Consider the following 25,506-nt stretch of genomic DNA (forward strand, 5'->3'; position numbering starts at 1 on the left):
TGTGTACATGAAAGGAAGGGAGCCGGGCGGGATGAATCGTCATCGTGGAATTGCAGCTATTTTGTCGGTCCTGGTCATGGGGCTTGGCCAACTGTATAACCGCCAGATTGTGAAAGGCTTGTTATATATGGCTGTCTATGCGGCAGCTTGGATATATTTGATCCCTCAGCTGGGCACGGCGATCTGGGGTGTTGTCACCCTCGGGGAGAAGACGCAGGGCTTTCAAAAAGTAGGAAAAGTTATGGTGCGGGTGGAAGGCGATCATTCCATCTATTTGCTTATTAGCGGATTAATTACGTTATTTGTTTTTGCTGTGTTTCTGATCCTCTACATTCTGAACATTCGCGACGCATATTGGACAGGCAAACGGCGTGATCAAGGCGAGCAGCCTGCTGGCTTCAAGCAATCCTGGGCGCATTTGACGGATAAAAAATTTCCATATCTGATGCTTTCCCTTCCTGCGGTCGGCGTGCTGTTCTTCACCATTATGCCGATCATCTTCATGATCATGCTTGCTTTCACCAACTATGCCTCGCCTAATCATATTCCTCCCAAATCATTGGTGGATTGGGTTGGCTTTGAAACCTTTACGAACCTGCTTACGCTGAAAACCTGGAGCGGCACGTTTTTTGGCGTTTTGACCTGGACGGTCATTTGGGCGATTATCGCAACTGTAACGACCTACTTTGGCGGCATGCTGGTTGCGCTGCTGGTGGAATCGAAGTCGATTCGTTTCAAAAAAATGTGGCGGACCATCTTTATTTTGCCCTATGCCATTCCACAGCTCATCTCGCTGCTTGTTATGCGGAACCTGTTCAACGGCCAATTTGGTCCCATCAACCAATATCTCAGCTACTTTGGTCTCGGCAAGCTGCCTTGGCTGACAGATCCGCTCTGGGCAAAGGTGACGGTTATTCTCGTCAATATGTGGGTTGGCATTCCGGTATCGATGGTGCTGATCATGGGGATTCTGACGGCGATTCCGAAGGATCTGTATGAGGCCGCGGACGTGGATGGCGCTTCGGGACTGCAGAAATTCCGAATCATTACGCTCCCGTTTGTGCTGTTCTCCACTGCACCGATTCTGATTATGCAGTTCGCCGGCAATATTAACAACTTCAACGTCATCTTCCTTCTGACCAACGGGGATCCCGTCAACGGCAACTATCAATACGCGGGAAGCACGGACCTCTTGGTGACATGGCTGTACAAGCTGACGCTGAACAACAGCCAATTCAATATGTCGGCCGCGATCGGCATTATCATCTTCATTATTATCGCGACGCTGTCGATCTGGAGCTACAGACGCTCCAAATCGTATAAAGAGGAGGATATGATCCAATGAAATTGGGGCAAAAATCCGCAAATGGCCTAAGCCTGATTATCCGGTATGCCATTCTGGTTGTGCTGGCCGTCTGCGCGCTATATCCAGCCATCTGGGTGCTGGTCTCCTCTCTTCGTCCAGGCACTTCGTTGTTCAGTCCAACGTTTTTCCCGGAGCAGTTCACGTTCATTCATTATAAGGAGCTGTTCACGAACGATAGGTACCAATATGGCACTTGGTATGTCAATACGCTGAAAATAGCGACGCTGTCGATGCTGTTCTCCACGATACTCATCACGCTTAGCATGTATTCGCTGTCGCGATTCCGGTTCAAGGGCAGACAGACGACATTGACGATTCTGCTTGTGCTGGGTATGTTCCCAGGCTTCATGAGTATGATTGCGATTTTTATCGTGTTGCTGCAGCTGAATTTGCTGGATACGCACGCGGCACTCATCCTGGTCTATTCAGCGGGCTCCGTCCTGGGTGGATTTATCGTCAAGGGCTTCTACGACACAATTCCAAGGAGCTTGGATGAAGCGGCGCGCATTGACGGGGCTTCCCATATGCAGGTGTTTGTAAAAATTATGCTGCCGCTGTCCAAGCCGATGCTGACTTATGTTGCGCTGACGTCTTTTACAGGCGCTTGGGTCGACTTTATATTTGCAAGGCTAGTGCTGAGAAGCAAAGAAAACTGGACGCTGGCAGTCGGTATGTGGGACTTGGTGAATACATCCCAGAACAGTAATTTCACGTTGTTCGCCGCAGGCTCCGTGCTGATCGCTATACCGATTACGCTGCTGTTCGTGTTCCTGCAGCGCTTCCTGGTGCAGGGACTGACAGCTGGCGCCTCGAAAGGATAAGGAAACCATAATGGGGAAATGGATGTTTCATGCTTTGCTGGTTACACTGCTGTGCGCGCTGTTGACGGGCTGCGCTTCCAATGACAGCGGCAGCGGGGGGGATGCGGTCAATGAGCTGGAAGACAGTGAGGGTATGCCCGCCATTCCTGCATCGTTCCAGGTTGACGAGCAGCCGTCGCGGGTGTTCTACGAAATATTTGTCCGTGCCTTCTATGATACAAATGGGGATGGCATCGGCGATCTGAATGGCGTCACGGAAAAGCTGGATTACTTGAAGGAGCTTGGCGTGGGCGGCATTTGGCTGATGCCGATTAACGCTTCACCAAGCTATCATGGCTACGATGTGACGGATTATTACGCGATTCATCCGGAGTACGGCACGCTGGAGGATCTCAAGCGGCTGCTGGACGAAGCGCACAAGCGCGATATCCAAGTTATTATGGATCTTGTGGTGAACCATTCCAGCAGCGAGCATCCTTGGTTCAAGGACGCCTTGGCCAATCCGGACAGTCCATATCGGAGCTGGTATACCATCAAATCCGCCCAGGAGCAGCTGCAGTCAGACGGAGCGGTAGACGGCAATCCATGGCACAGCTTCGGGAATCTTCGTTACCTGGGCATTTTCTGGGGCGGCATGCCGGATCTCAACTTCGAGGAGCCTGCTGTGCGCGCGGAAATGATCAAGATCGGCCAATATTGGCTGGAGCAGGGCTTGGATGGCTTCCGCCTGGATGCAGCGAAGCACATATTCGGCGATTTTAAATCGACGGTGAGCTCTCCGGAGGTGCAGGCTGCGAACAAGGCCTGGTGGCAGGAGTTCCGCAAGGGGATGACAGAAGTGAAGCCGGATGTCTATTTGATCGGCGAGGTGTGGGATTCGCTTGCGATAATCGCGCCTTACTTCGACAACGCGCTTGATTCCGCGTTTCACTTCGATCTGGCAGGCAAGCTGTTAGGCGCTGCGGGAAGCGAAAGCGATCCGGATCTTGCCTTTTCACTCAGCAGAGCCTACGGGGCTTACGAGCGCACGTCAGGAGGCAGCTTCGTGGATGCGCCGTTCCTCAGCAATCATGATCAGAATCGTGTGATGAGCGTGCTTGGAGGCAATGCCGATCACGCGAGGATGGCAGCGGCTCTGCTGCTTACGCTGCCCGGCTCGCCGTATTTGTATTACGGTGAGGAGATCGGTATGAAGGGCATGAAGCCGGATGAATTCATTCGTGAGCCGATGCTGTGGTACAGCGATGAGAAGGGTGGAGCAGGGCAGACGACCTGGATATCGTCCAAGCATAACAAAGAAGCCGGCGCTGCGTCGGTGGAGGCGCAGCTTGGCAAGGGGGGCTCGCTGCTTGAGCACTATCGCGAGCTGATTAGCTGGAGAAATGAGGAGCCGGCGCTGCGGGACGGCACGATTGGCGAATTGGAGCTGGAGCCGCGAAATATGAAGCTGAGCGCGTTCGTTCGCGTCACGCAATCGGAGCGCTTGCTGGTCGTGCATAATCTGTCTGGACAAGAGCAGAGTGCCGAGCTGACCGTATCGGATGCTTATGGAGCGTTCACGAAGCTGGCTCGCGCCACGAATAAGGACGCCAAGCTGGAAGGCAGCAAGCTGACACTGCCGCCTTATTCCACAGCTGTGCTGAAATAGACGGCATGCTTAACAGCGGTACAGGAGTCCATTCCTGTACCGCTGTTTGCTGTGCTATAAGTTTGCTAGGAGTTGCAGGGAGTGTGCTGCGAGTATGTCTAATGAAAGGCTCGAAGCTGCTTCATGAGCACAATCGCGAGCAAGCCGGCAGCCAGCATGGCGGCACCGCTCCACCCGATAATAAGCGCCGGACCAAATGCGTCCGATAACGCCGAGAATGCGGCGAGACCAATCGGCGGAGCGACGCTGGTCAGCATCCCGACGACTCCGAAGACGCGTCCCTGAAGCTCGGGTGCAATGCCGACACGCAACGCAATGGAGATAATTGTGGTGCTGAAGGAAAACAGCAAGCCGACAAGAAGGACGATAGGCAGCGCCGGAGGGGCAGAGGTCATAAGCGAGATGGCCATGAAGCAGGGTCCAATGAGCAAGACGCTGCCAAGAATCCATCTTCCCCTGTAACGCAGCCTATCATTCCATTTCATAATGGCGACAGAGCCCAAAACGTAACCGAGCGGAATACAAGCCTCCAGCAGTCCGAATACTAATGGCGATGCCTGCCATACTTGCACAGCCAGCACCTGAATCAGCATGAACGTGGATAGGAAGAAGAAGTTGACCAGCGGCAAGGATAGCACAATGCTGCGAATAAAGCCATTGCGCCATACCGCTTGGAACCCTTCCACGAAATCAGCGCGAAACGTTGGACGGCTGCCCGATGAGGCGCCCTGCTCTCTATAAGGGAATCGGCCAGCCAGCAGCAGAAGTATAGCAGACAGCAGGAACGTCAATGCGTCGATCGCCACCGCAATGGCTCCTCCGAATGCCGCGATGGCAATTCCGCCCGCAGCAAAGCCGCCGATTCGCGTCAAATTATCGGACACCGTCATCGCTGCCACTGCAGGAGTCACACCAGACTTGCCAACGATCTCGATGAGCGATGCCTGGAAGGCTGGCGTACGGAATGTCCCGATTACTGAGACAAGCGCCGTAAGCAGCAAGATCGCGTAAAACGGAATGCCCGGGACGACCATGCCAAGCGCGATAAGCCCGACCAGGACGAAGCGCGCCAGATCGCTTATCCACATGAGTCTGCGCCGGTCGATTCGATCGGCTAACGTTCCGGCGATGGAGCCAAACAGCAGACTGGAGACGAGGTGGGTAATTAAGACCATCGACATGAGCTTGGCGCTGCCCGTCGTTTGGAGCACCCACAGGTTAAGGGCGATGCTGTGGAACGTATTGCCTAGATTGCTGGCGGAGTAGCTGGCGAATACCATCACGAACGCCCGATTGCGCCAGATGGAGAGTGGCGCAGGACGGGGTTCTCCTGAAGGCGGGAGGGAACCCATGCAGGTCTCCTCTTGCCTAGACTTGACTAGCTCGATCATGCGTCTGCATCAGCACAATGTAGCTGTAGGCATCCATCTGCAGTTGCAGTCGGCCGTCGCTGTCCGCGTCCATCGTCTGGTCCACCTCATGCGCTGAAGTGTTGGTATGAAGCACCTTCCACGAGGCTGCTCCAGACGTCTCGTATGGCAGGACGGTCTGGGCAGGGGGAGGAGCAATGCCGTGCCGTTCATGAACAGCGTCCTCCTTCATCCCGGCTGCATCGGCAGTCTGAGCGAAACCGCGGAACGGGATGCTATACCGCCATGACTCCTCTACCTCGTTCGACGCCGGAACGAGGAAGCTCAGGAATGTCTCATGGCCATGAGCGTTAATCGCGATCAATAGGCGCTCCGAGCCTGTGCGGCGCTCATAGACAAGCAAGCCGTCGTTGCTGCCGGCATGGAGGAACGTCATATCGGTGCTTCGCAGCGCTTCATGTCTGTGGCGCAGAGCAATCGTGTCCTTATAGAAGCGAAGCAGCTCGTGATTCTGCCCCTCCGGCTCCCATACCATACATTTGCGGCAATCGGGATCTCCTCCGCCGTTCAGGCCGACCTCGTCGCCGTAATAGATGCAAGGCGTTCCCGGATAGGTGAGCTGGAACAGCACGGCCAGCTTCAGCTTCTGAACCTCATCTCCGCAGAGCGTAAGCAGACGCGGGGTATCGTGGCTGTCCAGCAGATTGAAGGCTGCTTCCGTCACTTGACGGGGATAAGCGGCAAGCTGTGTGCCGATTGCCCGCGCGAATGAAGCGGCATCGATAGAGCTGTAAGCGAAGAAGTCGAGCACCGCGTTCGTGAAGGGATAGTTCATAACAGCGTCGAACTGGTCGCCCTGCAGCCACATCATGGAATCATGCCAGATTTCGCCTAGAATATAGGCTTCCGGATTAACAGCCTTCACGATCTGGCGGAACTCTCTCCAGAACTGATGATCCACCTCGTTGGCGACATCCAGGCGCCAGCCGTCGATGCCAATCTCCTGGATCCAATAGCGTGCCACCTCGAACAAATAATCCTTAACCTCCGGATGCTCGGTATTCAGCTTCGGCATAAGCGGCTCGAACGCAAAGGTCTCGTAGGTTGGAACACCGTCGATGACCTGCAGCGGCCATTCTCTGACGTAGAACCAATCCGCATACCTGGAGTCCTGGCCGTTCTGCTGGGCATCCACGAAGGGAGCGAATGTGCGGCCGGAATGATTGAAGACGGCGTCAAGCAAGACACGAATGCCACGCTTATGGCACTCGTCGACAAGCTCCTTCAACTTCTCGTTTGTGCCGAACTGCGGATCAACCTTCATATAGTCCTGCGTATCATATTTGTGATTGGTGGTCGCTTCGAACAGCGGTGTGAAGTAGATAGCGTTAATGCCCAGCTCCGAGATATGATCCAGATGATCGATAACCCCTTGCAGGTCGCCGCCAAAAAAATTGCTCGGCGTGGGCTTGCCGCCCCAAGCTTCTACTCCTTCAGGATCAAGCGATGGGTCGCCGTTCGCGAAGCGCTCAGGGAATATTTGATAGAAGACAGCGTCCTTCACCCAGGCAGGCGGCTCGAACACATCAACGGGATTCAGGAACGGGAAATCGAAGAACGACGAATGTGGATTGTCGGGCAGCTCGTTCATGAACCCCTTCTCGGTAAAAACAACCGTCTCGCCGGATGCTGCGCCCAGAAAGCGGAACGCGTAGCGCAGGCGGCGGAATGGCGGCTGCACGGACGTCTCCCAATAATCGTACAGCTCGTCGGAGCTCAGGAGGCGCATAGGGACGGATACGACGGTTTGCTCCCATGCATACTTATCTCCGGCAATGACTTCAACCAGCTTGGCGTCGCCTCGTTTGGTCCGCACCCTCAGGTGCAGCGTTTGCCCGTCGTAGGCATATGCCCAGTTTTGTTTCGGGCGATGATAGATAGCTTCCAGCAGCATTCTCATTTCTCCTCTCGGATCAGGTACCGCGGCAAAACGGCAAATAAAAAAGGCACAACCTCCGCTAGCTAAGCCGAGGTTGTACCTTGATCCAACGACGTTGGTGCGCGGTAGCAGTGCCTTTATATTTTGATCGCTTTATACCTACTATTATACATAAAATAGTTCCCCGCGCCAGCATTAATCTTCGCCGTTACGCGTGAACCGCGGAGTGGACCTCCGCTTCAAGAAACCGCTCGCAGTCCAGAGCGGCCATGCAGCCGCTGCCGGCAGCCGTGATCGCTTGGCGATAGCTTTTGTCCTGTACGTCGCCGCAAGCGAAGACGCCCGGGATGTTCGTCTGGGAGGTGCCTGGCTGCACAACAATGTAGCCTTGCTCATCCGTGGTCACTTGGCCGCCAAGGAATCCGGTGTTCGGCGTATGCCCGATTGCTACGAATACGCCGTCCGCCTCCAGCAGCTCCTCCTCTCCCGTTGCGTTGTCGCGGACGCGCAAGCCCTGCAGCCCCATGCCGTCTGGGGAAGCTACGACCTCAAGAGGCGTGCGGTTCAGGCTCCAGAGAATTTTTTCGTTCTGCTTGGCGCGGTCCTGCATAATTTTTGAAGCGCGAAGCTCGTCCCTGCGGTTCACGACGCGCACCTCTGAAGCGAAGCGCGTGAGGAACGATGCTTCCTCCATAGCGGAGTCTCCGCCGCCGATGACAATAATTTTTTTGCCCCGGAAAAAAAATCCGTCGCAGGTTGCGCAGGTGCTGACTCCGCGTCCGATGTTGTCCTGCTCCCCCGGAATGCCGAGGTACTTAGCAGATGCGCCAGTGGAGATAATGACCGACTCCGCTTGCAGCTGCCCAAGTCCCTCGACCTCCAGCGTGAAGGGACGTTTGCTGAGATCAACACTGCGAACCGAGCCGGTCTTGAACGTCGCGCCGAATCGCTGCGCCTGCTTGCGCATGTTGTCCATCAGCTCGCTGCCCAGAATGCCGTCCGGGAAGCCGGGGAAATTCTCCACCTCTGTTGTAGTGGTGAGCTGGCCGCCTGGCTGCCAGCCTTCCACAACAAGCGGCTCCATGTTGGCGCGGGCCAGATAGATGGCTGCGGTTAGTCCGGCAGGTCCTGTGCCTATAATAATCGTCTTGTGCATGGTTTCTCCTCCTCATGAGCTATAACACGATGATGGTTTGCTTAGCTCTAAGCTATTACAAACTGTAATTAATGTCAATACAGTTCATCGAACCTTCATCTGGGTCCGAATGGCATTGCCTTCAATAAAATGGTATGATATTTGGCAAATGCTCCCGTCGAGGGAGAGAGGAGTATGCAGCCGCATGAACAAAAAAATTCGGAAGGCCGTCATACCGGCTGGAGGCATGGGAACAAGGTTTCTTCCCGCGACAAAAGCGCAGCCGAAGGAGATGCTTCCGCTGATCGATAAGCCCGCGATCCAGTACATTGTTGAAGAAGCCGTACAGTCGGGAATCGACAGTATCGTCATCATAAGCGGTCGGCATAAGAGGGCGATCGAGGATCATTTTGACAAATCCTATGAGCTGGAGGCTGAGCTGGAAGCCCGCAATAATGAAACCATGCTCTCGATCGTCAGGGAAATTTCGCAGCTTGCGGATATTTATTACGTCAGGCAGAAGGAGCCGCTTGGGTTGGGGCATGCGGTGCTATGCGCCCGCCGATTCATTGCCAACGAGCCGTTCGCTGTACTGCTTGGAGATGATATATTGACGTCTAATCCGCCCTGCCTGAAGCAGATGATTGATGTGTACGAGGAGACGGACTCCTCTGTTGTTGCTGTGATGGAGGTGCCGTGGGATCAGACGCACAAATACGGCATTGTGGATATTGAGCCGGGCAAGCGGGTAGCGCCGGTCCGGGATATCGTGGAGAAGCCGGCTCCGGGGCAAGCGCCGTCCAATTACGCGGTGGTAGGGCGTTATGTCCTGGACCCGTCCATATTCGGGCTGCTGGAGGCGGCGAAGCCTGGCAAGGCGGGAGAAATTCAATTGACAGACAGCTTGCAGGAGCTCAATCGCATGGCTTCGCTAACCGCTATGCGCTTTGATGGCCGGAGGCATGATGTTGGCGACAAGCTGGGCTTCGTGCAAGCGACGATCGACTTTGCCCTGAATCGGGATGACCTGTCCGAGGATGTGCGGAGCTATATGCTGGAGCGGCTTGGCTTGCAGCAGAAGGCGTAGCAGAGAGTAGCAAGGAAGAGCATCCAAGGCCGCTTGTATGGGGTGGTCGGGGTGCTCTTTTTTTTCCATACGCATAGTGTTAGTCTATGGGATCGGGGTCAATTATTCGAATACGCAGATTGGAGATTGGCTGCTACATAAGATAGAATAGAGACAACCATTTGCGGACAGGAACGTATCTATAATAGAGAGAATAGAAAGTGGCTGGGAGTTGAACGAAGGTGTATTGCCCTCATTGCGTCAGAAGCTATGCGATTGAAGCCAAATATTGCAGTCAATGCGGCAGAAGGCTGCATGCCCTTCACGTGATCGAGCACGGCATGGATTCCGTCGCGAACGCCGAAGGAGCGGCTGCGATTGAGTTTACACACAAGACGGCTTATTATCCGTCTTCTATCGAGCGCACTCAAGCGGATGGGGGGCGAGGCGACGCTATGCGATGGCCGCTGCCTCTTGTTTGGTCAGGGCTGCTCATCGCCGTTACGACCTCCCTCTATCTTTACTATAATCACGAGAATGCCGTCAATGAAACGGTGCTTCGGCTGCAGTCAGAGGCGAAGACGGCCGCGCTGTCCGGTGATTACGATAAAGCGCTGGAGCTGCTCGCGGACGCAAGTGAAGCAAGACCAGACTATGAGGCGCTTGCTGCAGATATGGGAATCATTCGGCATGTCGAGCAGCTGAAGCGCATGACGGAGGAGGTGGAGGTTAGCCTCTCTACCGGCATGACACGCGATGCGGAGAAGAGCATCCGAAGTCTGGAGTCCCAGATCGGGGGCCACAAGGAGCCGATCTATGACAAGCTGAAGATTCGATTGGACGAATTGAGCATGAACCTAACGCTGCAGAAGCTGACGCTGGAGCTGGAGACGTTAACGACGATAAGGCAGCATGGAGAGATGCTGAATCTAGTTGGCGGATTAATCGGTGAAGAGGCGGAGACGCTCAAGGAGCAAATTATAGCTCGTTTGCGCGAGCTGACCACAGGAGAGGTCGACGTCCTGCTGAACAAACGAAACTATACGGGCGCCGAGGCGGTTGTTCAGAAGTCGCTGGGCTGGCTGCAGGAGGACGAAGCGCTGCTTGCCCTGGAGAAGCGAGTAGCCAGCGAGCGCGCGGGCTATGAGAAGCTGGAGCAGCAGCGCATTGAGCAGGCGATGCAGCGGGCGGCTGAAGAGGACTTGATTAATCAGACCGCGGCGGTGGAGGTTGTTCGCATGGAGCACACGCTCGATGAATTCGGCGACCTGAGCATTCGGGGAGTGCTCCGCAATGCCGCTACGCGGCCCATCTATTCGGTGGCGGTGGAGTTTACCGTTCATGCCCTTAACGGGAATGTGCTGGGCAAAGGCACGGCGCAAGCTGCGCCAGGCTACATCGAGCCTGGAGAAGAGATGACCTTCAACACCACGGTATATGGCGCGAATACGGATGAATGTACCATTGTTGTGGATCATGCGACTTGGTACCTGGATTAAGGTGGGATAAGAGAATGAGAAATCGAATATGGGCGGGAGTTCTGGGTTCCATTCTCATCCTGGGCGCCGGAGCGGGTGTGGGATATGCCATTAAGACGGAGATGCCCAAGCAATTGAATGGAGCTCCCCTGCTTGCCGTTGGCGAAGTGAAAAAATCACTAAAGGATATTATATTTGAGACGCAGAAGCTCGTGGTGATGATTGAGACAGACACCGGCTCGCAAGGCTCCGGATTTCTCTATAATAACAGCGGCGATCTGCTGACCAATGCTCATGTTGTCTCCGGTGTGCGGCATGTCAGGGTGAAAACCTCTGACGCGCGTGTGCTGGAAGGCGAGGTAATCGGCATCAGCACGGATACGGATATCGCGGTCGTGAGGGTCAAGGAGCTGGCAGGCGTTGAGCCTCTGCCTATTGCCCGCTACGAGAAAGCGGAGGTTGGGGATGACGTGCTGGCGGTGGGCAGTCCGCTCGGGTTCCAGAATACCATCACAACCGGCATCATTAGCGGCACGGATCGAAGCTTCCAGATTGAGCCCTACAGCTACAATGGGTTATATCAAATATCAGCGCCGATTGCGCCAGGCAACAGCGGCGGTCCGCTAGTGGATCTAGCTACGGGGGCGGTTCTGGGCATTAACTCCGCAGGTCTGGAGGAAGGGTTAATCGGCTTCAGCATTCCGATATCGAACGTCATTGTCATAGTGGAGGGCTGGTCCAGACAGCCAATGACGATGCTTCCCAATCTGTCATTGACGGAGGGCACCAACGTGCTTGATGAGGATGATTCCCTGGAGCAGCTGGCGGAATACCTGGTCAACCATTTCTATGACAGCATCAATAGCCGAGATTATGTCTATGCCTACTCGCTGCTTGGAGGCGATTGGAAGGAGAGCACGAGCTACGTGAAGTTTCGGGAGGGGTATCTGACGACCCGGAACGTTGTGATCGATGACATACATGTAGCTGTAAGCGGGGAGGAAGCAACGGCAACGGCCGTGCTTTCCGTGGATGAGCGAAGGAACAGTGAAAATGTGTTGAGCAAATACCAGGTGACGTACAAGGTTGGCTACGAAAACGATCAGCTCAAGCTGCTCACCGGAAAAGGCAAAGCGATCAAAAAATAACGTTAAGCCGCAAGCAAGCTTCCTGTGGAAGGAAGCGGCTTGCGGCTTTTTGTTTTTGGACGGCGACAGCCGTTTCACCTTTTGTGCGTTAATTAACCAGGAGCTGGAGCGTCACGGTATCGCCGTTCTGAATCGGCATGCCGACCTGCGAGGCCGGCAGGGTCCGTCCGTTCAGCATCAGCTGATAGCTGACATTGCCGGCGATGGGCACTCCGCTTACAGATGTGATCCTTCCGTCCGCTCCGAAGGTTACAGCTCCCGTCTCACTCAGGGCGCTGCCAATGGTCATGCCATCACGATAAGGCAGGGTATAGCTATTCGTTATGCTAGGATAAAGGCTGCCTCCATTCGTAACAACGGTTACGAAGCCCTGCTGCGCGGGTGGATAGGGCTGCACGGGCGGGTAAGGCTGCACGGGCGGGTAAGGAAGCGGGACGGGTAGAGGCAACGGAATTGGAATGGGAAGTGGAGGCCCTGGATGAGGGTATGGTCCCGGATGCGGATAATAGCCATGCCCGCTGCCATGGTGCCCACCGCCGTGGTGTCCACCGCCGTGATGCCCGCCACCGTGGCCAGGCTGCGGTGGTCTCTGCCCATGTCCGCCGCCGTGGTGTCCACCGCCATGGTGTCCGCCGCCGTGGTGCCCGCCGCCATGGTGTCCGCCGCCATGGTGCCCACCGCCATGGTGCCCACCGCCATGGTGCCCGCCGCCATGTCCAGGTCCCCATGGTCCGAATACAGGCCCCCAGGGTCCAGGTCCCCACGGGCCTGGTGTCCAAGAGCCAGGTCCCCAAGGTCCCGGTGTCCATGGGCCTGGCCCCCATGGTCCAGGATGCCATTGACCGGCTCCCGGGCCGGGCAGAAGCGGCGGAATGGGAATAATCGTACGTTCACCGCCGCAGCCGCATCCTCCAGCGGCTGCTTTTGTTTTCGCAACAGGAGCGGTTCCATTCTTAACGTAAGTACGTGTCATACGAGCGCTCAAACTCCTTTGTCGTTCAAAATGTATCCTCCTGCATGGTATGCGGCATCAGCCTATCCCGTGAGAGGTGGGCAGCCAATAAATAGGTATAAAAATTCAACACAAGAGGTTGAATTTTTGGATGTTACATTTATTCCAAAGCGGGTAAAGTAGAACCTGTAAGCGATCACATCTTAAGGGGGATAAAAAAATGTATAAAAAACGTGCAATCAGCCTTGTAATGGCTGCAGCGCTGACGGTAGCTCTAACAGCATGCGGCAGCAATGGAGGGAACAACAATACGGGCGGCAACACAGGAACCAATGCGCCAACCGGAAACGCCTCTGAAGGCAAAAAAGTGACATTGACACTCCAGACGATTCAAACCGACAAGTCGACTCCTCAATACCAGGTCGAGGAGGAAATCGTCAATAATTATATGAAGGAATTCCCGAACGTCAAGATTGAATGGGACCGTCTGGATACGGAGCAGCAGAAGGTGAAGCTGAAGACGCAAGCGGCCTCCGGCGAAGTGGCTGACATTACGATGGTGAACCCGGGCGCTCAGCTGCAGCCTTTTGCCGATGGCAAGGTGCTTGCGCCGTTGAATGACATGCTGGACGACGCGGAGCTGAAGGATACCTTCCTGGAAGGCATCCTGGACTATTATTCCTTTGATGGCAGCCTGTACGCACTGCCGTACAACATGAACCTTGCAGGCATCTTTTACAACAAGGAGCTGTTCGAGAAAGCCGGCGTGTCCGAGCCCGCTACATTCGAAGATCTGATCGCCTCTTTCCCTAAATTCAAAGAAGCAGGCATCGCACCGATGATGCTGGGCGGCAAGGACAAATGGCCTCTTTCCTTCATGTTCACTAACGTTCTGCAGCGTGTAAACGGCGGACCAAAATTTTTGGATGAGGTAGTGGCAGGCAATAAGCAATTTACGGATCCCGTATTTGTAGAAGCGCTGCAAAAAACAAAGGATCTGATCGATGCAGGCGCCTATCAAGACGGCGCTGCGACCTACGACAACAACACAGCCTCCCAGCAATTCCGCGATGGCAAGGCGGCTATGTACTTCATGGGCACGTGGGAAATTTCCGCAATCGACGCTTCCGAAGTTGTAGGCGGCAAAGTCGGCTTCCTGCCATTCCCTACAGTCGGCGGCAAAGGCAGCGCGAAGGACTATGTGGTAGCTCCAGGCACGGCTTACGCGCTTGGCGCAAACAGCGACAACCTGGATGAAGCTAAGAAGTTCCTGAAATATTTGCTGATCAACTATCCGAAGGTGGCTTTCGAGAAAAAAGCGGCAGTTGGCTTGGCGCAGAAGGTCGAAGGCGACTTCAAGGCTGCCGGTTATTCTGATCTGGCTATCGATGCGCTGTCTCGATTCAACGAGGTGCAAGGCGGGGATATGAACTTTGACAACGTCATTGAGCCTGCTACAACACAAACGCATCTGACGGGTCTTCAAAGCCTGCTGATCAAAGACGTGAACATTGAAGAGCTGGCTGCCGAGCATCAGAAGACTTGGGAGCTTAACAAAAAATAGTAAATGATGACGCAAAGGGAGCCGAAAGGTTCCCTTTGCCAATGAATAAGCGTGGGAGGGGAAGCTAGTGAACGGAGTATTGCGGGTTGGAAAATGGACGTTGTCGGTGTTCGTCCTTCCCTGTTTGATTTTTTATATGGCGTTTGTATTTGCTCCCATTATCGTGTCGGTCTATTATTCCTTTGTGGAATGGGCGGGAATGGGCGAGCAGAAATTTATCGGATTTCAAAACTTTACAGTGCTCTTTACTCAAGACCCTATCTTCTGGCCGTCCGTCCTGAGGACGTTATATATTTCGGTCGCGTCGCTGCTGCAAATCCCGATTGCTATTGTGATTGCGATCCTGCTGAGCAGGTACGTAAAGCGCGCAAATTTTCTTCTGTCCAGCTATTTCCTGCCGGTTATTCTGTCGGTCGTGATCATTGGCCAGCTTTGGAAGGCGATCTACAATCCAGCTTCGCTGGGCGGCATGATTAACCAGATGCTGATCCAATTCGGCTTGGAAGCGTGGACCAAAACCTGGCTTGCTGACTCAGAGGTAGCCATTTTTGCGCTATGTTTCGTCATTTTCTGGCAATACATCGGTTACCATGTCCTGATTCAATTCACAGGCGTTCAGAACATATCGACGGATATTTATGAAGCAGCCAGCATTGATGGGGCGGAGGGCTTTAAGGCGGACCGCTATATAACGCTGCCGCTTCTGTCTCCCGTCATCAAGGTGTCCACGGTGCTTGCCGTTATTGGCTCGCTGAAGGCGTTTGATTTGATCGTGGTCATGACAGGCGGCGGACCCGCGAATACAACAGAAGTTATTTCAACACATATGTACAACATGACATTTGTTACGTTCAAATACGGTTACGGCAGCGCCATCTCCACGTTCCTCGTTATCTTCTGCTTGATGATGACGGTATTGTTGAACCTGGCATTCAAACGCGCTGAAGAAGCGGCCTCTTAGAGAAAGGAGTTCAAAACAATGAAGGATTTACGTTCTTTGAGACGAGCGGGCGCATGGGTGGTCATGGGGATTTTGGCCGTAACGCAGCTGTATCCGCTGCTTTGGCTGGTGCTGTATTCCTTCAAGACGAACAGCGAAATTATGTCAGGACAGTTTTTTGCCCTGCCGAAGGAATGGGTATGGCAAAATTATGTTGATGCGTTTACTTCGGGGAGCTATCTGAAGTATATTGGCAATAGTATCTGGGTGACAGGCATCACGTTACTCGTGACGATCGTGTTGAGCGGCATGGTGTCCTACGCGATAACCAGATTCAAGTGGCGGTATGGAAATGTCGTGATGCTGTTGTTTATGATTGGCATTATGATTCCGATTCAATCCACACTGCTTCCGCTTATGATTATATTCAAAAACCTGGAGCTGCTTAATACGCATGCATCCATCATTATTCCATATGTGGCCTTCTCCATTCCGATCGCCGTGTTTATCCTATCCGGCTTCCTGAGAGGCATCCCAGCGGAAATCGAAGAGTCCGCTATGATCGACGGGGCGAATATCTATCGAATCTTTTTCAATATTATATTGCCCGTTATGGTGCCGCCGATTATGACGGTCACCATTCTGACCTTTATCTCCATCTGGAACGAATATATTATTGCGGCCATTTTCCTTTCCTCCGATAGCCTGAAGACGCTGCCGTTTGGCCTGAACAGCTTTGTTGGGCAATACAACGCCAACTATGGCGCGATTGGCGCGTATCTCGTTATGGGCGCCTTGCCGGTCGTCAGCGTATATTTTGTCCTGTCGGACAAAATAACGAAGGGGATGGTAGCCGGGGCTGTCAAAGGATAAGGGATATCAGGCAGGAAGGAACTAGATTGACATGCTGAGACTGAATACATTCCGGGCGCGTTTGTTAATGTGGACCCTGTTGTCTACGCTCGTGCTAATCATTGGGCTGACAGGGGCCTTCTATCAATATACCGCGCAGCAAATTGATCTGCGGGTTGGCGAGGCCGCCCAGCGGAATGTATCGCAGGCCATGGATAACTTTTCTCTGCTTGCAAGAGGCTATGACAGCTTGGCCAAGTCCATTATGAGCAACGCCGAAATCCAGCGCCTGCTGTCCCGCGAAGAGCCAACCGCGATGGACGAATTTAATAAGCAGCTGCTTATGATGGGTGCGCTGGGGACGATTTTTTACAGCTATAACGATGTTAAGGGCATACATGTCATCTCGCCAGTAGGGAATGTGTACAGCTACGAATCTACAACTCATGAGATTAATGCAAGCTTCCTGGACGGGGAGTTCCATCAGGAGGTTATGCGCTCAGACGGTTCTCTGCTGTGGGGCGGGATGATGGGCGAGCAGTCTCTTACGGTGCGTGAAGATCCCGTATTTACATTCGGCAGGCTCCTGACTAACCTGGCAACACGCCGGCCCATTGGTGTGCTCATCATCGAAGCAAATCCGCAGACCTTTATCTCGTCTATGAATAACCTGATGATCAAACCAGAAAGCCGAACATATGTCTATTCGTCCTCGGATGCTTTGCTTGTTTCTTCCCACCCCCATGAAGAGCCGGGAAGCCTGGAGGGGATGGCGGAGCTGACCGACCTGTCCAGATATACTTTCAGCGAGCATGCCCGGGATGAGAGTGACAGCGGGCACCTCATCATTACGGGACAGGACCCGAAGCTCGGCTGGAAGCTCCTGACGATAACGCCTAAGCCTGTTGCAAGACTGGAGCAGGCGGCTGCGAACCGCTATTTTGTGATGGTCACTGTGGCGATGATTGTTATAGCTGTTGTGATCGCGTTTGTCCTGTCACGATCGGTGTCCAAGCCGATTAAATCCATCGTGCAGGAGATGCGGAGAGTGGAGAGAGGCGATCTGGCCACCAAGCTCTCTGTACAGCAATCCTATGACGAAATCAATTATCTCAATGCCAGCTTCAATCGTATGATGAATGAGATCAATGGATTACTGGACCGGAATAAGCTGGCTACAGCCAGCGAGAAGAACGCTCAGATCCATGCGCTGCAGTCGCAGGTCAACCCTCATTTTTTGTACAATACTCTCGATATGATTTATTGGCTGCTGGACGAGCAAGAGAATGAGAAGCTGGCACAGCTGGTGTTGTCGTTGTCACGTATGTTCCGGTACAGCAGCGATTGGCGGAATGCAATGGCCACGCTAGAGACCGAACTGGAGCAAATTGGTCATTATATGGCCATTATCAGCGCTAGGTCGGACGGGCGTATTCATGTCGCTCATCCTATTGGGGATGAGCTGTTAATGGCTTCGCTGCCCAAGATGACTCTGCAGCCGTTAATTGAAAACGCGGTGATTCATGGCTTGTCCACGTACAAGGGTGAAGGGCAGGTTACCATTACGGCGAATCGCGCCGGCCAGGCTATTGAAATTCATATCCATGATAATGGAGCAGGCATGCCGCTGGGCAAGCTTCAGGAGCTTAAGCTGGCCCTTCATCGAGCTGAACGTCTGGAATGGGATGAGCTGATGGAGGAGGAGCGTAGGAGCTTGTCAGTGGAGCCCCCGATCAATGGCAAGTCGCAAGGCTCGGGTGCGGGCTTCTTGAACGTGCATAGGAGACTGGTGCTGGAATATGGCAAAGGGTATGGCTTGCGCATTGAAAGCGAGGAGCATGCAGGCACAACGGTAACGATTATGATTCCTGATACCTCGGCATTACGATTTAGGTAAGGATGATTGATGCGAGAGCGGGAGGAGGCTGAAGCAGAGATGCGTATTTTGGTTGTAGACGATGAACGGACGATTCGGGAGGGCTTGAAGCGCACCATTAACAAGGAGTTTGCTGATTCGGTGCAGGTGAGTACAGCATCCCTGGCTTCGGAGGCTCTTCAGCTTCTTATGACCGAGCGTATTCATGTGGTATTCCTGGATATCATGATGCCTGGGATGAACGGACTTGAGCTGCTGGCGGAAGCGCGCAAGAAGCATAGGGGCGTTCATTGGATTGTCGTATCCGCACATTCCGAGTTCAAATATGCCCAGGAGGCCCTGCGTCTCGGCGCCGAGGATTATATTCTGAAGCCGTTCGGCAAGGAGCAGATTATCAAGTCCGTTGCTTCGCTTCTGGAGGCGTGGCGGCAGCAGGAGCAGGCTCCCATCGACGCAAGCATCATGGAGCAGAACCTGAATTATTTGCGAGAAGCGGTATTCCGCAGATGGATTCAAGGCCTGGATATTGGCTGCTTCGATATGAGCTTAATCTGCTCGGAGTATCAACGGTTTCACCTGGTGGCCGTCAAGCTGGAAAGCCACAAGGAGCTGTCTCTGCGCAATTTCATAGTGGAGAATGTGATGAGCGAATATATTCAGCTTAACGGGAAGGGTTTTCTCGTCAATATGGATGACGATTTCCTGGTTGGCGTTGTTACGCTGCTGGGAGACGGCGGTGTTGACGCCTTCCAATCAGGAGCCATACAGCAGCTGGACCTGTGCTTAAGGGAGCCCTATCAATTGTACATGAGTGCGGAATTGACGGATTTCTACGCCATCCCATCGGAAATTCGCAAGTTCCACTCGTCCATGACGGCGTTCTCGGATCAAGAGCAGGAGGAAGTGGATCACGCCAGCGGCAAGGGCGATGCTATCGATATTGCGCTTCAATATATAAAAGGCCAATATTATGAAAACCTGACGCTTGAGCGTGTCGCTTCCATCGTTTATTTGAACCCCGTCTATTTCAGCAAGCTGTTCAAGCTGAAGACGGGTACGGGATACAAGGAATACCTGACCCATCTTCGGATGGATAAAGCGGCCGAGCTGCTTCGCCATCCAGATATGACCATCACTCGAATCGCGGAGCTGGTGGGGTACCCTGATGTGCGCCACTTCACGCAGGTATTCCGCAAGCATTTCGAATGTACGCCCAGCCAGTTCCGGGTAGAGAAAGCCCATGTCTAACGGTAACTATTCCATCATTGTCTTCTTCAGCCGGTAATCTCTTGGAGTGGTGCCAAATCTGCGTTTGAACAGCTTGAAGAAGTAGCTCTGATTGGTGTAGCCGACCTCGTTCATAATCTCCTGAACCGTTTTGTTCGTTTGTTCAAGCATGAGCACAGCCTCCTGCAAGCGGACCTCGTTAATATAATCCGAGATGGAGATCGACTCCACTTTCTTGAACTGCCGGCTGGCATAATCGGCTGAAATGCGCGTCAGATCAGCGATAATATGCATGTTCAACGCGCTATTGCGGTAGTTCTGCTTGATAATATCCTTGATGGTTTCGGTCAAAATACGATTGCGATCGTCCCTCTCATGAGGACGATTGTTAACAAGGTCATGAAAGGTGTTTAGAACAATCGTTCTAAACTCCTGGAATGTGCCCGATACCTGCAAGCTTTTGCTTAAGGAATTAAGATCGGAGAGCACAGGCAGTAAACGGTTGTCATTCATCTCCTTCACCGCCGACTTAATAATGACCAGCAAGTGCAGCAAGGAAAAATGCAAATAATCGTGATGGAAGGCTGCAATTTCTTCAAGGACATTGTCTAATGCGGCCTCGATGGCCTGAATGTTCAAGCTTTTAATGGCTTCCATCAATTTGCGCTCCAGGTCTGGCGATATATGATTTGATGTGCAGATCATATTGTTGGCAACCATACCGGGCACAATAAGGGCTTCCCTGCCATAAATAGGCGAATACAACATCGTTTGCTGAGCGCTCTCATAGGATCGAGACAGATGGCGGAAGTCGGTTACGGTCTCGCCGAGCGATACGCTAACAGTCGTTTTGTACAAGTAGGCAAACACGCGCTGCGTTTCAGCAATTCCCTCCGACAGTGCATCAATGTTCAACTGGGTAGAGGATGCAAGGATAAGAATAACATGATCGGAGCGCATATCGGCTGCGCGGCAGGGATATAGCCTCGACACCACCTCCTCCGAAATATTCTGGAGTGCGAAGCGGAGAATGGATGTATTCTCATCTCCATGCAAGCCTTCATCCGGCTTAAAGAGAACGACATTGAACTGTTCAGCTGCATTCAGCTCCGAGCCGTCCTCCGAGAAGAGACTCCAGAACTCATCAGCTTCAAAGCGAGAGCTGTCTGAGACAAGCCGACGCATTTGATAATTAAATACGATTTGCTTATTGCTGCGCTGCTCCTTCTCCGCTTTTTTCAATCGAAGCATCATTCTTCTATAGGTTCCGGACAAATAGGCAAACTCATCGCCAGACGACACCGACTCTCCACCTACAGATTCCGTACGGACTACGTCCAGAACAAGCTTTACGGGCCGATACAGGTTACGCCCAAGCCATAACGCTACAAGAACGGAGATGACAAAAAAAGCCGAAACGAGCAGAAGTAATGTCGATCTGAGCTTAACGATATGACCAACAACGGCATCATATTTCTGAATACTGATCATGTAAGTCTGATCAACCGCAGTATCGGAATAGGATACGATATATCGTTCCTTCTCATGGGAATGGATGAAATAGCTGCTGTGGGCTTCACCCTTGTCAATCTGGGCAACAATGGACGAGATGATCTCCTCATCCAAGGCAAGAGTGCCTCCTGACGGATTCAGTGTGCTTCCGTTGGCATGTACAAGAAAGACATCATTGTCTTTAATGTCCGCAGAATTGTTGATCAGCATAATGTTATCGAATAGCCACTTTGGCTTTACGTTTACAAGTATAAAGCTTTCACCGGGCAGTCCAGGTAGCGGATCGGCAGCTTTGAAGGCAAAGCGGTCAACCTTTCCGTTCGATTGAAGAGCCGTCAGACGAATAGCAGGAAAAGCATCGTCCATAATTTGAGCCCTCAGCTCAGGAGCAAACATAGGGGTGTGCACGCTTGTCTTGAGCGCGCCTTCCCCATAGAAGGTATCCGTAATTGCGTTGTAGAACACCACGGAATCCAGATAGGAGCTGGAGGTCACTACTGTTCGGAGTCGATTCATCTTCTTAATCAGCTCAAAGGCTTCAACCTTCGATTGATAAAGCAAGGGCCGCAGCTCGTTATCGTTAAGCAAGGAGATGGAAAGCTGACGAACGATTTCATCCATGCTTTCAATATTGTAATTGATTTGGCCCAGCAGGCTTTGGCTATGCTGCTTTTGAAGCTCCAGCATCTTTTGCTCGGATATATAATAGATGGCCGCCGAGGACAAGCACAGAACAACGACTGCGAGTATCGTAATGGAGAACATCATTCGGTACAAATATTTTTTGGAAGGTGATCCTTGAAGCGGTTTCATAAATGTTGGCCCCCCAGCTCTATACTATAATTACCTCAAAAGGAAACAGCAGCGAATGCTTGTCGTCTGCTGTTTCCTCTATTATAAGGGCTGGCTTACTATCATGAATACTTTACCACAATAGAATGTATAAGTTTTCGAGCATTCGAAAAACGGAAATTCTATTTGGCGATAAATCCTACTTCTAAACGCGGTCGCTCATCTTTGAAAGGCCTCGATAGAGGATTACTCATTTCCTGGAAGCTAGGAATGCATCGAACTGCTCCTGCATCTCGGCAATGTATTTATCAATGCCAGCTCGGTTAAGAGCATCCAGGAACCGTGGAATGTACTCCTCCGGATCTACCATGCCTGTATTGATAGCCGTAGCGTACTCTGTTTTGACCGCCTTAATGTTGGCGTTCTCCGCTTGCACCTCCGAATTGTCGAAGGAGAAGCCGAAGGTTGGGGCAAGCTCCGCAGAGTTGTTCATTTCAATAGTACGTTCAATCGTATCCGCCGGCTTGCCTTCGATGAGGTGACCGATTAATTCATTGCCGTATACCCATGAAACGCCAGGATTGTAGCCGCCGTTCGGGATTGGTCGAATCGTGTTGTCATTCAGCTTCTCGTAATGCTTGCCCTCCAGGCCATAAGCAACCATATTGTACAATTCCGAATCAGTATTAAGCAGGTTCAGGAACATCATGGCGCGTTCAGGATTTTTGGACGTCTTGCTGATAGCGGTCAGGGTAGGGCGCACGCCTGTATATTGTGCGTCAGTCATAGGCACATAGATGACTTCCTTGCCGCCGAACCGCTGGGCGCTCTCTGGCTCTCCGCCTGGCTTCAAGGTGTTATCGAATACGACAACCACATTGCCTGTTTGCGTCTGTTCTGCCAGCTTCAATGTTGCTGCATCCAGGCTGATATAGCCCTTCTGGTTCCAGCTGCGGATCAGCTTCGCATAATCCATGTATTCGGGGGATGCGAACCGGTTCTCAAGGACAAGCTTGCCACCATTTTCTCGAACCAATGCGGGATCAAGATTAGTCAGACCGTAGAACAGAAGCTCGAAATCGCTTCCTTGTGTTCCATATGGAATGATGTTATCCGGCTCATTTTGTTTAATTTGCTCCAGGAATGGCTCGATGTCGGCCAAGGTGCGAAGATTGGACGTATCGAGATTGTATTTGTCGGCGTATTCCTTCTGAATGATCAGACCGGAGCGTTTGGCGGCAATTTGATAATTCGGTACGGCGTACAGCTTGCCGTTCTCGCGAATATCCTCCCATACTTTCTCTGGCATCGACTCATAGAATTCCTTGCCGTGTGTTTCCAGCAGGCTGTCAAGCTCCAGGAAAGCGCCCTTAGAGATATTGTCAGCGTAATGGAAGTTCCAGTTCGACGTCCAAGCAAGATCATAAGCTTCACCGGATGCGGCTACTGCATTCATCTTGTCGGTATAGTCGCCAGCCAAAACCGGCATAAACTTGATGGTTGTGTTGATTTTGGGTTGAAGATAATCATTGATGGCCTTCTGTACGGATTCATAATCGGTCTGCAGCTCGAAGTTGATGAAATACCATGTTAATTCCACAGGATCAAGCGTTTCCACAGGCTCAGTAGTCGCAGTGCCTTCCGTATTGGTCGAGGCTGACGGCGTAGCGTTATTGTTGCTGGAAGCACCACCGGAGCAACCTGCAATGACGAGTGCCAATGCTACTACAAAAACCTTCAAGCTAGCCATTTTCCATTTGTACATTTCTATGACCTCCCTAACCTAGAAATAATATATCTGCACCGACCGTCTTACGCAAGCTGGACGTCTTCAGCATGGATGGACGATAGCGGGTGTCAGCGCGAGTCTTATGATTTTAGTGAACCAACCGTAAGTCCCTTAACGAAATAACGTTGGAAAAAGGGGAAGACGAACAGCATGGGTCCGGCTGCCACGACAGTCATGGCCATACGAGCGGATAAGGTCGGCAAGCTGCTGATGTCGTAAGACAGACCCGTTACGAATTCGGCGTTGGTCTGCAGGAAATTGATGGTACGCTGCATACGGACAAGGAGCAGTTGCAGAGGGACAAGCTGCTGATTGTCGATATACAGCAAAGCAGGGAACCAAGCATTCCAGTAATTGAATGAGATAAACAGGCCCAGCGTGGCCAAAGCTGGAGTCGATAAGGGTACAACGATTCGGAAGAAAATGCGCCATTCTCCGGCACCGTCGATCTTGGCGGATTCCATAATTTCGAAGGGCACCTTGGATAGGAAGCCTTTCATAACCATGATGAAGAACGGTGAGAGCATACCCGACAGGATGAGCGCCCAGATCGTATCCTTCAGATGCAAATATTGCGTGAAGAGGATATACGATGGGATGAGACCGCCGCTGAAGATCATGGTGAAGAAGACGTAGAAAGTAACAGGGCGATGATAAGCGAAATCCCTGCGAGACAGTCCATAACCAACCATCGCGGTAAGGAGCAGGCTGCCCATCGTGCCTAGAATGGTAGTCAGCATAGTGACTCCATAAGCGCGCAGCACAATTAAGGGAGAATTGAAAATATACTGATAGGCCTTGATGCTCCACACTTCCGGAAAAAAGCTGTAGCCATATGCGAATAGAGACTTGTCATCGGTAACCGATACGATGATGACAATGGCCAGCGGGAGCAGCATGGCCAGACTGATCAGGATAAACAAGATGTGGATGGAAAGCTCCACTGTCTTATTGGAGATCGAGACGGATTTCATCGGACTGCACCTGCCTTTACCATAGAGAGTTTTCTTCGTTAATTAGGCGAACGATATAGTTAGCCAAGAGAACGAGCACAAGACCTACTGCCGATTGGAAAAATCCAACGGCCGCGCCCATTCCCACGTTGCCGATTTCGGTCAACGCCCGATACACAAAGGTATCAATAATATCAGTGGTCGGGTACGTCAAGCCGGAGGTGCCAGGTATAAAGTAATGTAGACCAAAGTCGCCGGACATCATGCCGCCAATCGACAGAATAAGAAGAATTGACACAAGCGGCATAAGCACTGGAATCGTAATGCGTACAGCCATCTGAAAGCGTGAGGCGCCGTCAATTCTTGCAGCCTCGTAATATTCCTGATTGATGGCCAGTATACCGGCATAATACACGAGCATGGAGAAGCCAATCTTTTTCCATAAAGAAATGATGTTCAGCAGGTAAGGCCAGGGCGCGCTGTCCAAATACCAATTTTTGGCCTCCAAGCCGAGAGAGACAAGCGTGTTGTTGACCAGGCCATGCTTCATATCCAAGAAGGCATAAACGACATAATACACCACGATCCAGGATAAGAAGTAAGGCAAGAACATGGAGGTTTGATACAGCTTGGTGAACCTTGACGAAATTTCATTAAGCAGTACGGCAAGCACCAAAGCGACTAGCGTCGTGATGATCATATAACCGAGCTCATAGAGAATTGTGTTGCGTATCAGGCGGAAAGCAAATTGCGAGTTGAAAAAAAACTCAAAATTTTTGAACCCGACCCATTCGCTTCCGAATATACCCAGATCGTAACGAAAGTCCTTGAATGCAAGAACAACTCCAATCATAGGCAAATAAGCGAAAATAAAAATTTTCAGAAGACCAGGCGTCATTATAAGCAGCAAATCCTTATTTTTGACGAAGGTTTTCCAAGCACTAGCTTTCATAACTCCACCCCATCATCTATTATTCTCTGGCTATGCTCAAATCATGGCACACCTATTGTCCGAGCGTATACTGTTCATTTCGGTAAAAGGTGTGTCAGAGAGTGGATTCTGCCCCCTGCAGCCCAC

19 protein-coding genes are annotated in these 25,506 nt (G+C 52.2%); 11 read left to right on the forward strand and 8 right to left on the reverse strand.

The window, feature by feature from the left end; translation table 11 throughout:
* The first annotated feature begins 31 nt into the window (after positions 1-31).
* From AB1S56_RS05310 to AB1S56_RS05320, 3 genes are read left to right on the forward strand one after another with little or no spacing between them, the layout of a single operon-like run.
* Complete coding sequence (locus AB1S56_RS05310; RefSeq protein WP_340872149.1) at positions 32-1,345, forward strand: sugar ABC transporter permease; 1,314 nt, start codon at positions 32-34, stop codon at positions 1,343-1,345.
* Entirely contained in the window at positions 1,342-2,187 is an 846-nt protein-coding gene (locus AB1S56_RS05315) for a sugar ABC transporter permease (protein WP_340872148.1), read from the forward strand. Before AB1S56_RS05310 ends, AB1S56_RS05315 begins: the two co-directional genes overlap by 4 nt.
* A 10-nt stretch (positions 2,188-2,197) precedes the next feature.
* Complete coding sequence (locus AB1S56_RS05320; RefSeq protein ID WP_340872146.1) at positions 2,198-3,835, forward strand: alpha-amylase family glycosyl hydrolase; 1,638 nt, start codon at positions 2,198-2,200, stop codon at positions 3,833-3,835.
* Positions 3,836-3,933: 98 nt separating this feature from the next.
* Here AB1S56_RS05320 and AB1S56_RS05325 read toward each other — a convergent pair whose 3' ends face one another.
* The 3 genes from AB1S56_RS05325 to trxB all read right to left on the reverse strand — a co-directional run bounded on the left by AB1S56_RS05325 (position 3,934) and on the right by trxB (position 8,300).
* Entirely contained in the window at positions 3,934-5,187 is a 1,254-nt protein-coding gene (locus AB1S56_RS05325) for an MFS transporter (RefSeq protein ID WP_340872145.1), read from the reverse strand.
* Between the two features lie 16 nt (positions 5,188-5,203).
* Entirely contained in the window at positions 5,204-7,159 is a 1,956-nt protein-coding gene (locus AB1S56_RS05330) for a glycoside hydrolase family 13 protein (RefSeq protein WP_340872144.1), read from the reverse strand.
* Positions 7,160-7,352: 193 nt separating this feature from the next.
* Entirely contained in the window at positions 7,353-8,300 is a 948-nt protein-coding gene (gene trxB / locus AB1S56_RS05335; protein WP_340872143.1) for a thioredoxin-disulfide reductase, read from the reverse strand.
* A 184-nt stretch (positions 8,301-8,484) separates the two neighbouring features.
* On the opposite strand from trxB, the gene galU reads away from it, so the two are divergent.
* The 3 genes from galU to AB1S56_RS05350 all read left to right on the forward strand — a co-directional run bounded on the left by galU (position 8,485) and on the right by AB1S56_RS05350 (position 11,971).
* Positions 8,485-9,366, forward strand: coding sequence for a UTP--glucose-1-phosphate uridylyltransferase GalU (gene galU / locus AB1S56_RS05340; RefSeq protein ID WP_340872141.1), 882 nt, complete (start codon positions 8,485-8,487; stop codon positions 9,364-9,366).
* Between the two features lie 221 nt (positions 9,367-9,587).
* Positions 9,588-10,844 (forward strand): FxLYD domain-containing protein, encoded by a 1,257-nt coding sequence (locus AB1S56_RS05345; protein ID WP_340872139.1) that lies wholly within the window; start codon positions 9,588-9,590, stop codon positions 10,842-10,844.
* A gap of 14 nt (positions 10,845-10,858) precedes the next feature.
* On the forward strand, positions 10,859-11,971 hold the full coding sequence (locus tag AB1S56_RS05350; RefSeq protein ID WP_340872138.1) for a trypsin-like peptidase domain-containing protein: 1,113 nt from the start codon (positions 10,859-10,861) through the stop codon (positions 11,969-11,971).
* A gap of 88 nt (positions 11,972-12,059) precedes the next feature.
* Here the strand turns inward: AB1S56_RS05350 and AB1S56_RS05355 are convergent, their stop codons facing one another.
* A complete protein-coding gene (locus AB1S56_RS05355; protein WP_340872137.1) occupies positions 12,060-12,944 on the reverse strand; it encodes a hypothetical protein in 885 nt (294 codons plus the stop codon).
* Between the two features lie 199 nt (positions 12,945-13,143).
* Here AB1S56_RS05355 and AB1S56_RS05360 point away from each other — a divergent pair, with 199 nt between their 5' ends.
* The 5 genes from AB1S56_RS05360 to AB1S56_RS05380 all read left to right on the forward strand — a co-directional run bounded on the left by AB1S56_RS05360 (position 13,144) and on the right by AB1S56_RS05380 (position 19,403).
* Positions 13,144-14,487: an extracellular solute-binding protein gene (locus AB1S56_RS05360; RefSeq protein ID WP_340872136.1), complete on the forward strand. Its 1,344-nt coding sequence runs from the start codon at positions 13,144-13,146 to the stop codon at positions 14,485-14,487.
* A 67-nt stretch (positions 14,488-14,554) separates the two neighbouring features.
* Positions 14,555-15,448, forward strand: coding sequence for a sugar ABC transporter permease (locus AB1S56_RS05365; protein WP_340872135.1), 894 nt, complete (start codon positions 14,555-14,557; stop codon positions 15,446-15,448).
* Between the two features lie 18 nt (positions 15,449-15,466).
* Positions 15,467-16,300 carry a carbohydrate ABC transporter permease gene (locus tag AB1S56_RS05370; protein ID WP_340872134.1) on the forward strand — a complete coding sequence of 278 codons (834 nt, stop codon included), beginning with the start codon at positions 15,467-15,469 and terminating at the stop codon, positions 16,298-16,300.
* 31 nt (positions 16,301-16,331) lie between these two features.
* On the forward strand, positions 16,332-18,176 hold the full coding sequence (locus AB1S56_RS05375; RefSeq protein ID WP_340872133.1) for a histidine kinase: 1,845 nt from the start codon (positions 16,332-16,334) through the stop codon (positions 18,174-18,176).
* Between the two features lie 39 nt (positions 18,177-18,215).
* Entirely contained in the window at positions 18,216-19,403 is a 1,188-nt protein-coding gene (locus AB1S56_RS05380; protein ID WP_340872131.1) for a response regulator, read from the forward strand.
* 6 nt (positions 19,404-19,409) lie between these two features.
* On the opposite strand, the gene AB1S56_RS05385 is transcribed toward AB1S56_RS05380, so the two are convergent.
* From AB1S56_RS05385 to AB1S56_RS05400, 4 genes are all read right to left on the reverse strand, one after another.
* On the reverse strand, positions 19,410-21,707 hold the full coding sequence (locus tag AB1S56_RS05385; RefSeq protein ID WP_340872130.1) for a helix-turn-helix domain-containing protein: 2,298 nt from the start codon (positions 21,705-21,707) through the stop codon (positions 19,410-19,412).
* Between the two features lie 229 nt (positions 21,708-21,936).
* On the reverse strand, positions 21,937-23,451 hold the full coding sequence (locus AB1S56_RS05390; protein ID WP_340872128.1) for an ABC transporter substrate-binding protein: 1,515 nt from the start codon (positions 23,449-23,451) through the stop codon (positions 21,937-21,939).
* A gap of 104 nt (positions 23,452-23,555) precedes the next feature.
* Positions 23,556-24,449: a carbohydrate ABC transporter permease gene (locus AB1S56_RS05395; RefSeq protein ID WP_340872127.1), complete on the reverse strand. Its 894-nt coding sequence runs from the start codon at positions 24,447-24,449 to the stop codon at positions 23,556-23,558.
* A gap of 16 nt (positions 24,450-24,465) precedes the next feature.
* The gene (locus AB1S56_RS05400; protein ID WP_340872126.1) at positions 24,466-25,380 is read right to left on the reverse strand and encodes an ABC transporter permease subunit; all 915 of its coding nucleotides are present in this window, start codon (positions 25,378-25,380) and stop codon (positions 24,466-24,468) included.
* Positions 25,381-25,506 lie beyond the last annotated feature (126 nt).

The organism is Paenibacillus sp. PL2-23 (genome assembly GCF_040834005.1).
GTDB lineage: Bacteria > Bacillota > Bacilli > Paenibacillales > Paenibacillaceae > Pristimantibacillus.

Coding starts and splice junctions, on each gene's coding strand:
- AB1S56_RS05395 (WP_340872127.1), bottom strand. CDS start 24,449: ATGAAATCCGTCTCGATCTCCAATAAGACAGTGGAGCTTTCCATCCAC.
- AB1S56_RS05385 (WP_340872130.1), bottom strand. CDS start 21,707: ATGAAACCGCTTCAAGGATCACCTTCCAAAAAATATTTGTACCGAATG.
- AB1S56_RS05325 (WP_340872145.1), bottom strand. CDS start 5,187: ATGGGTTCCCTCCCGCCTTCAGGAGAACCCCGTCCTGCGCCACTCTCC.
- AB1S56_RS05330 (WP_340872144.1), bottom strand. CDS start 7,159: ATGCTGCTGGAAGCTATCTATCATCGCCCGAAACAAAACTGGGCATAT.
- trxB (WP_340872143.1), bottom strand. CDS start 8,300: ATGCACAAGACGATTATTATAGGCACAGGACCTGCCGGACTAACCGCA.
- AB1S56_RS05310 (WP_340872149.1), top strand. CDS start 32: ATGAATCGTCATCGTGGAATTGCAGCTATTTTGTCGGTCCTGGTCATG.
- AB1S56_RS05320 (WP_340872146.1), top strand. CDS start 2,198: ATGGGGAAATGGATGTTTCATGCTTTGCTGGTTACACTGCTGTGCGCG.
- AB1S56_RS05360 (WP_340872136.1), top strand. CDS start 13,144: ATGTATAAAAAACGTGCAATCAGCCTTGTAATGGCTGCAGCGCTGACG.
- AB1S56_RS05315 (WP_340872148.1), top strand. CDS start 1,342: ATGAAATTGGGGCAAAAATCCGCAAATGGCCTAAGCCTGATTATCCGG.
- AB1S56_RS05370 (WP_340872134.1), top strand. CDS start 15,467: ATGAAGGATTTACGTTCTTTGAGACGAGCGGGCGCATGGGTGGTCATG.
- AB1S56_RS05355 (WP_340872137.1), bottom strand. CDS start 12,944: ATGACACGTACTTACGTTAAGAATGGAACCGCTCCTGTTGCGAAAACA.
- AB1S56_RS05350 (WP_340872138.1), top strand. CDS start 10,859: ATGAGAAATCGAATATGGGCGGGAGTTCTGGGTTCCATTCTCATCCTG.
- AB1S56_RS05390 (WP_340872128.1), bottom strand. CDS start 23,451: ATGTACAAATGGAAAATGGCTAGCTTGAAGGTTTTTGTAGTAGCATTG.
- AB1S56_RS05380 (WP_340872131.1), top strand. CDS start 18,216: ATGCGTATTTTGGTTGTAGACGATGAACGGACGATTCGGGAGGGCTTG.
- AB1S56_RS05375 (WP_340872133.1), top strand. CDS start 16,332: ATGCTGAGACTGAATACATTCCGGGCGCGTTTGTTAATGTGGACCCTG.
- AB1S56_RS05400 (WP_340872126.1), bottom strand. CDS start 25,380: ATGAAAGCTAGTGCTTGGAAAACCTTCGTCAAAAATAAGGATTTGCTG.
- galU (WP_340872141.1), top strand. CDS start 8,485: ATGAACAAAAAAATTCGGAAGGCCGTCATACCGGCTGGAGGCATGGGA.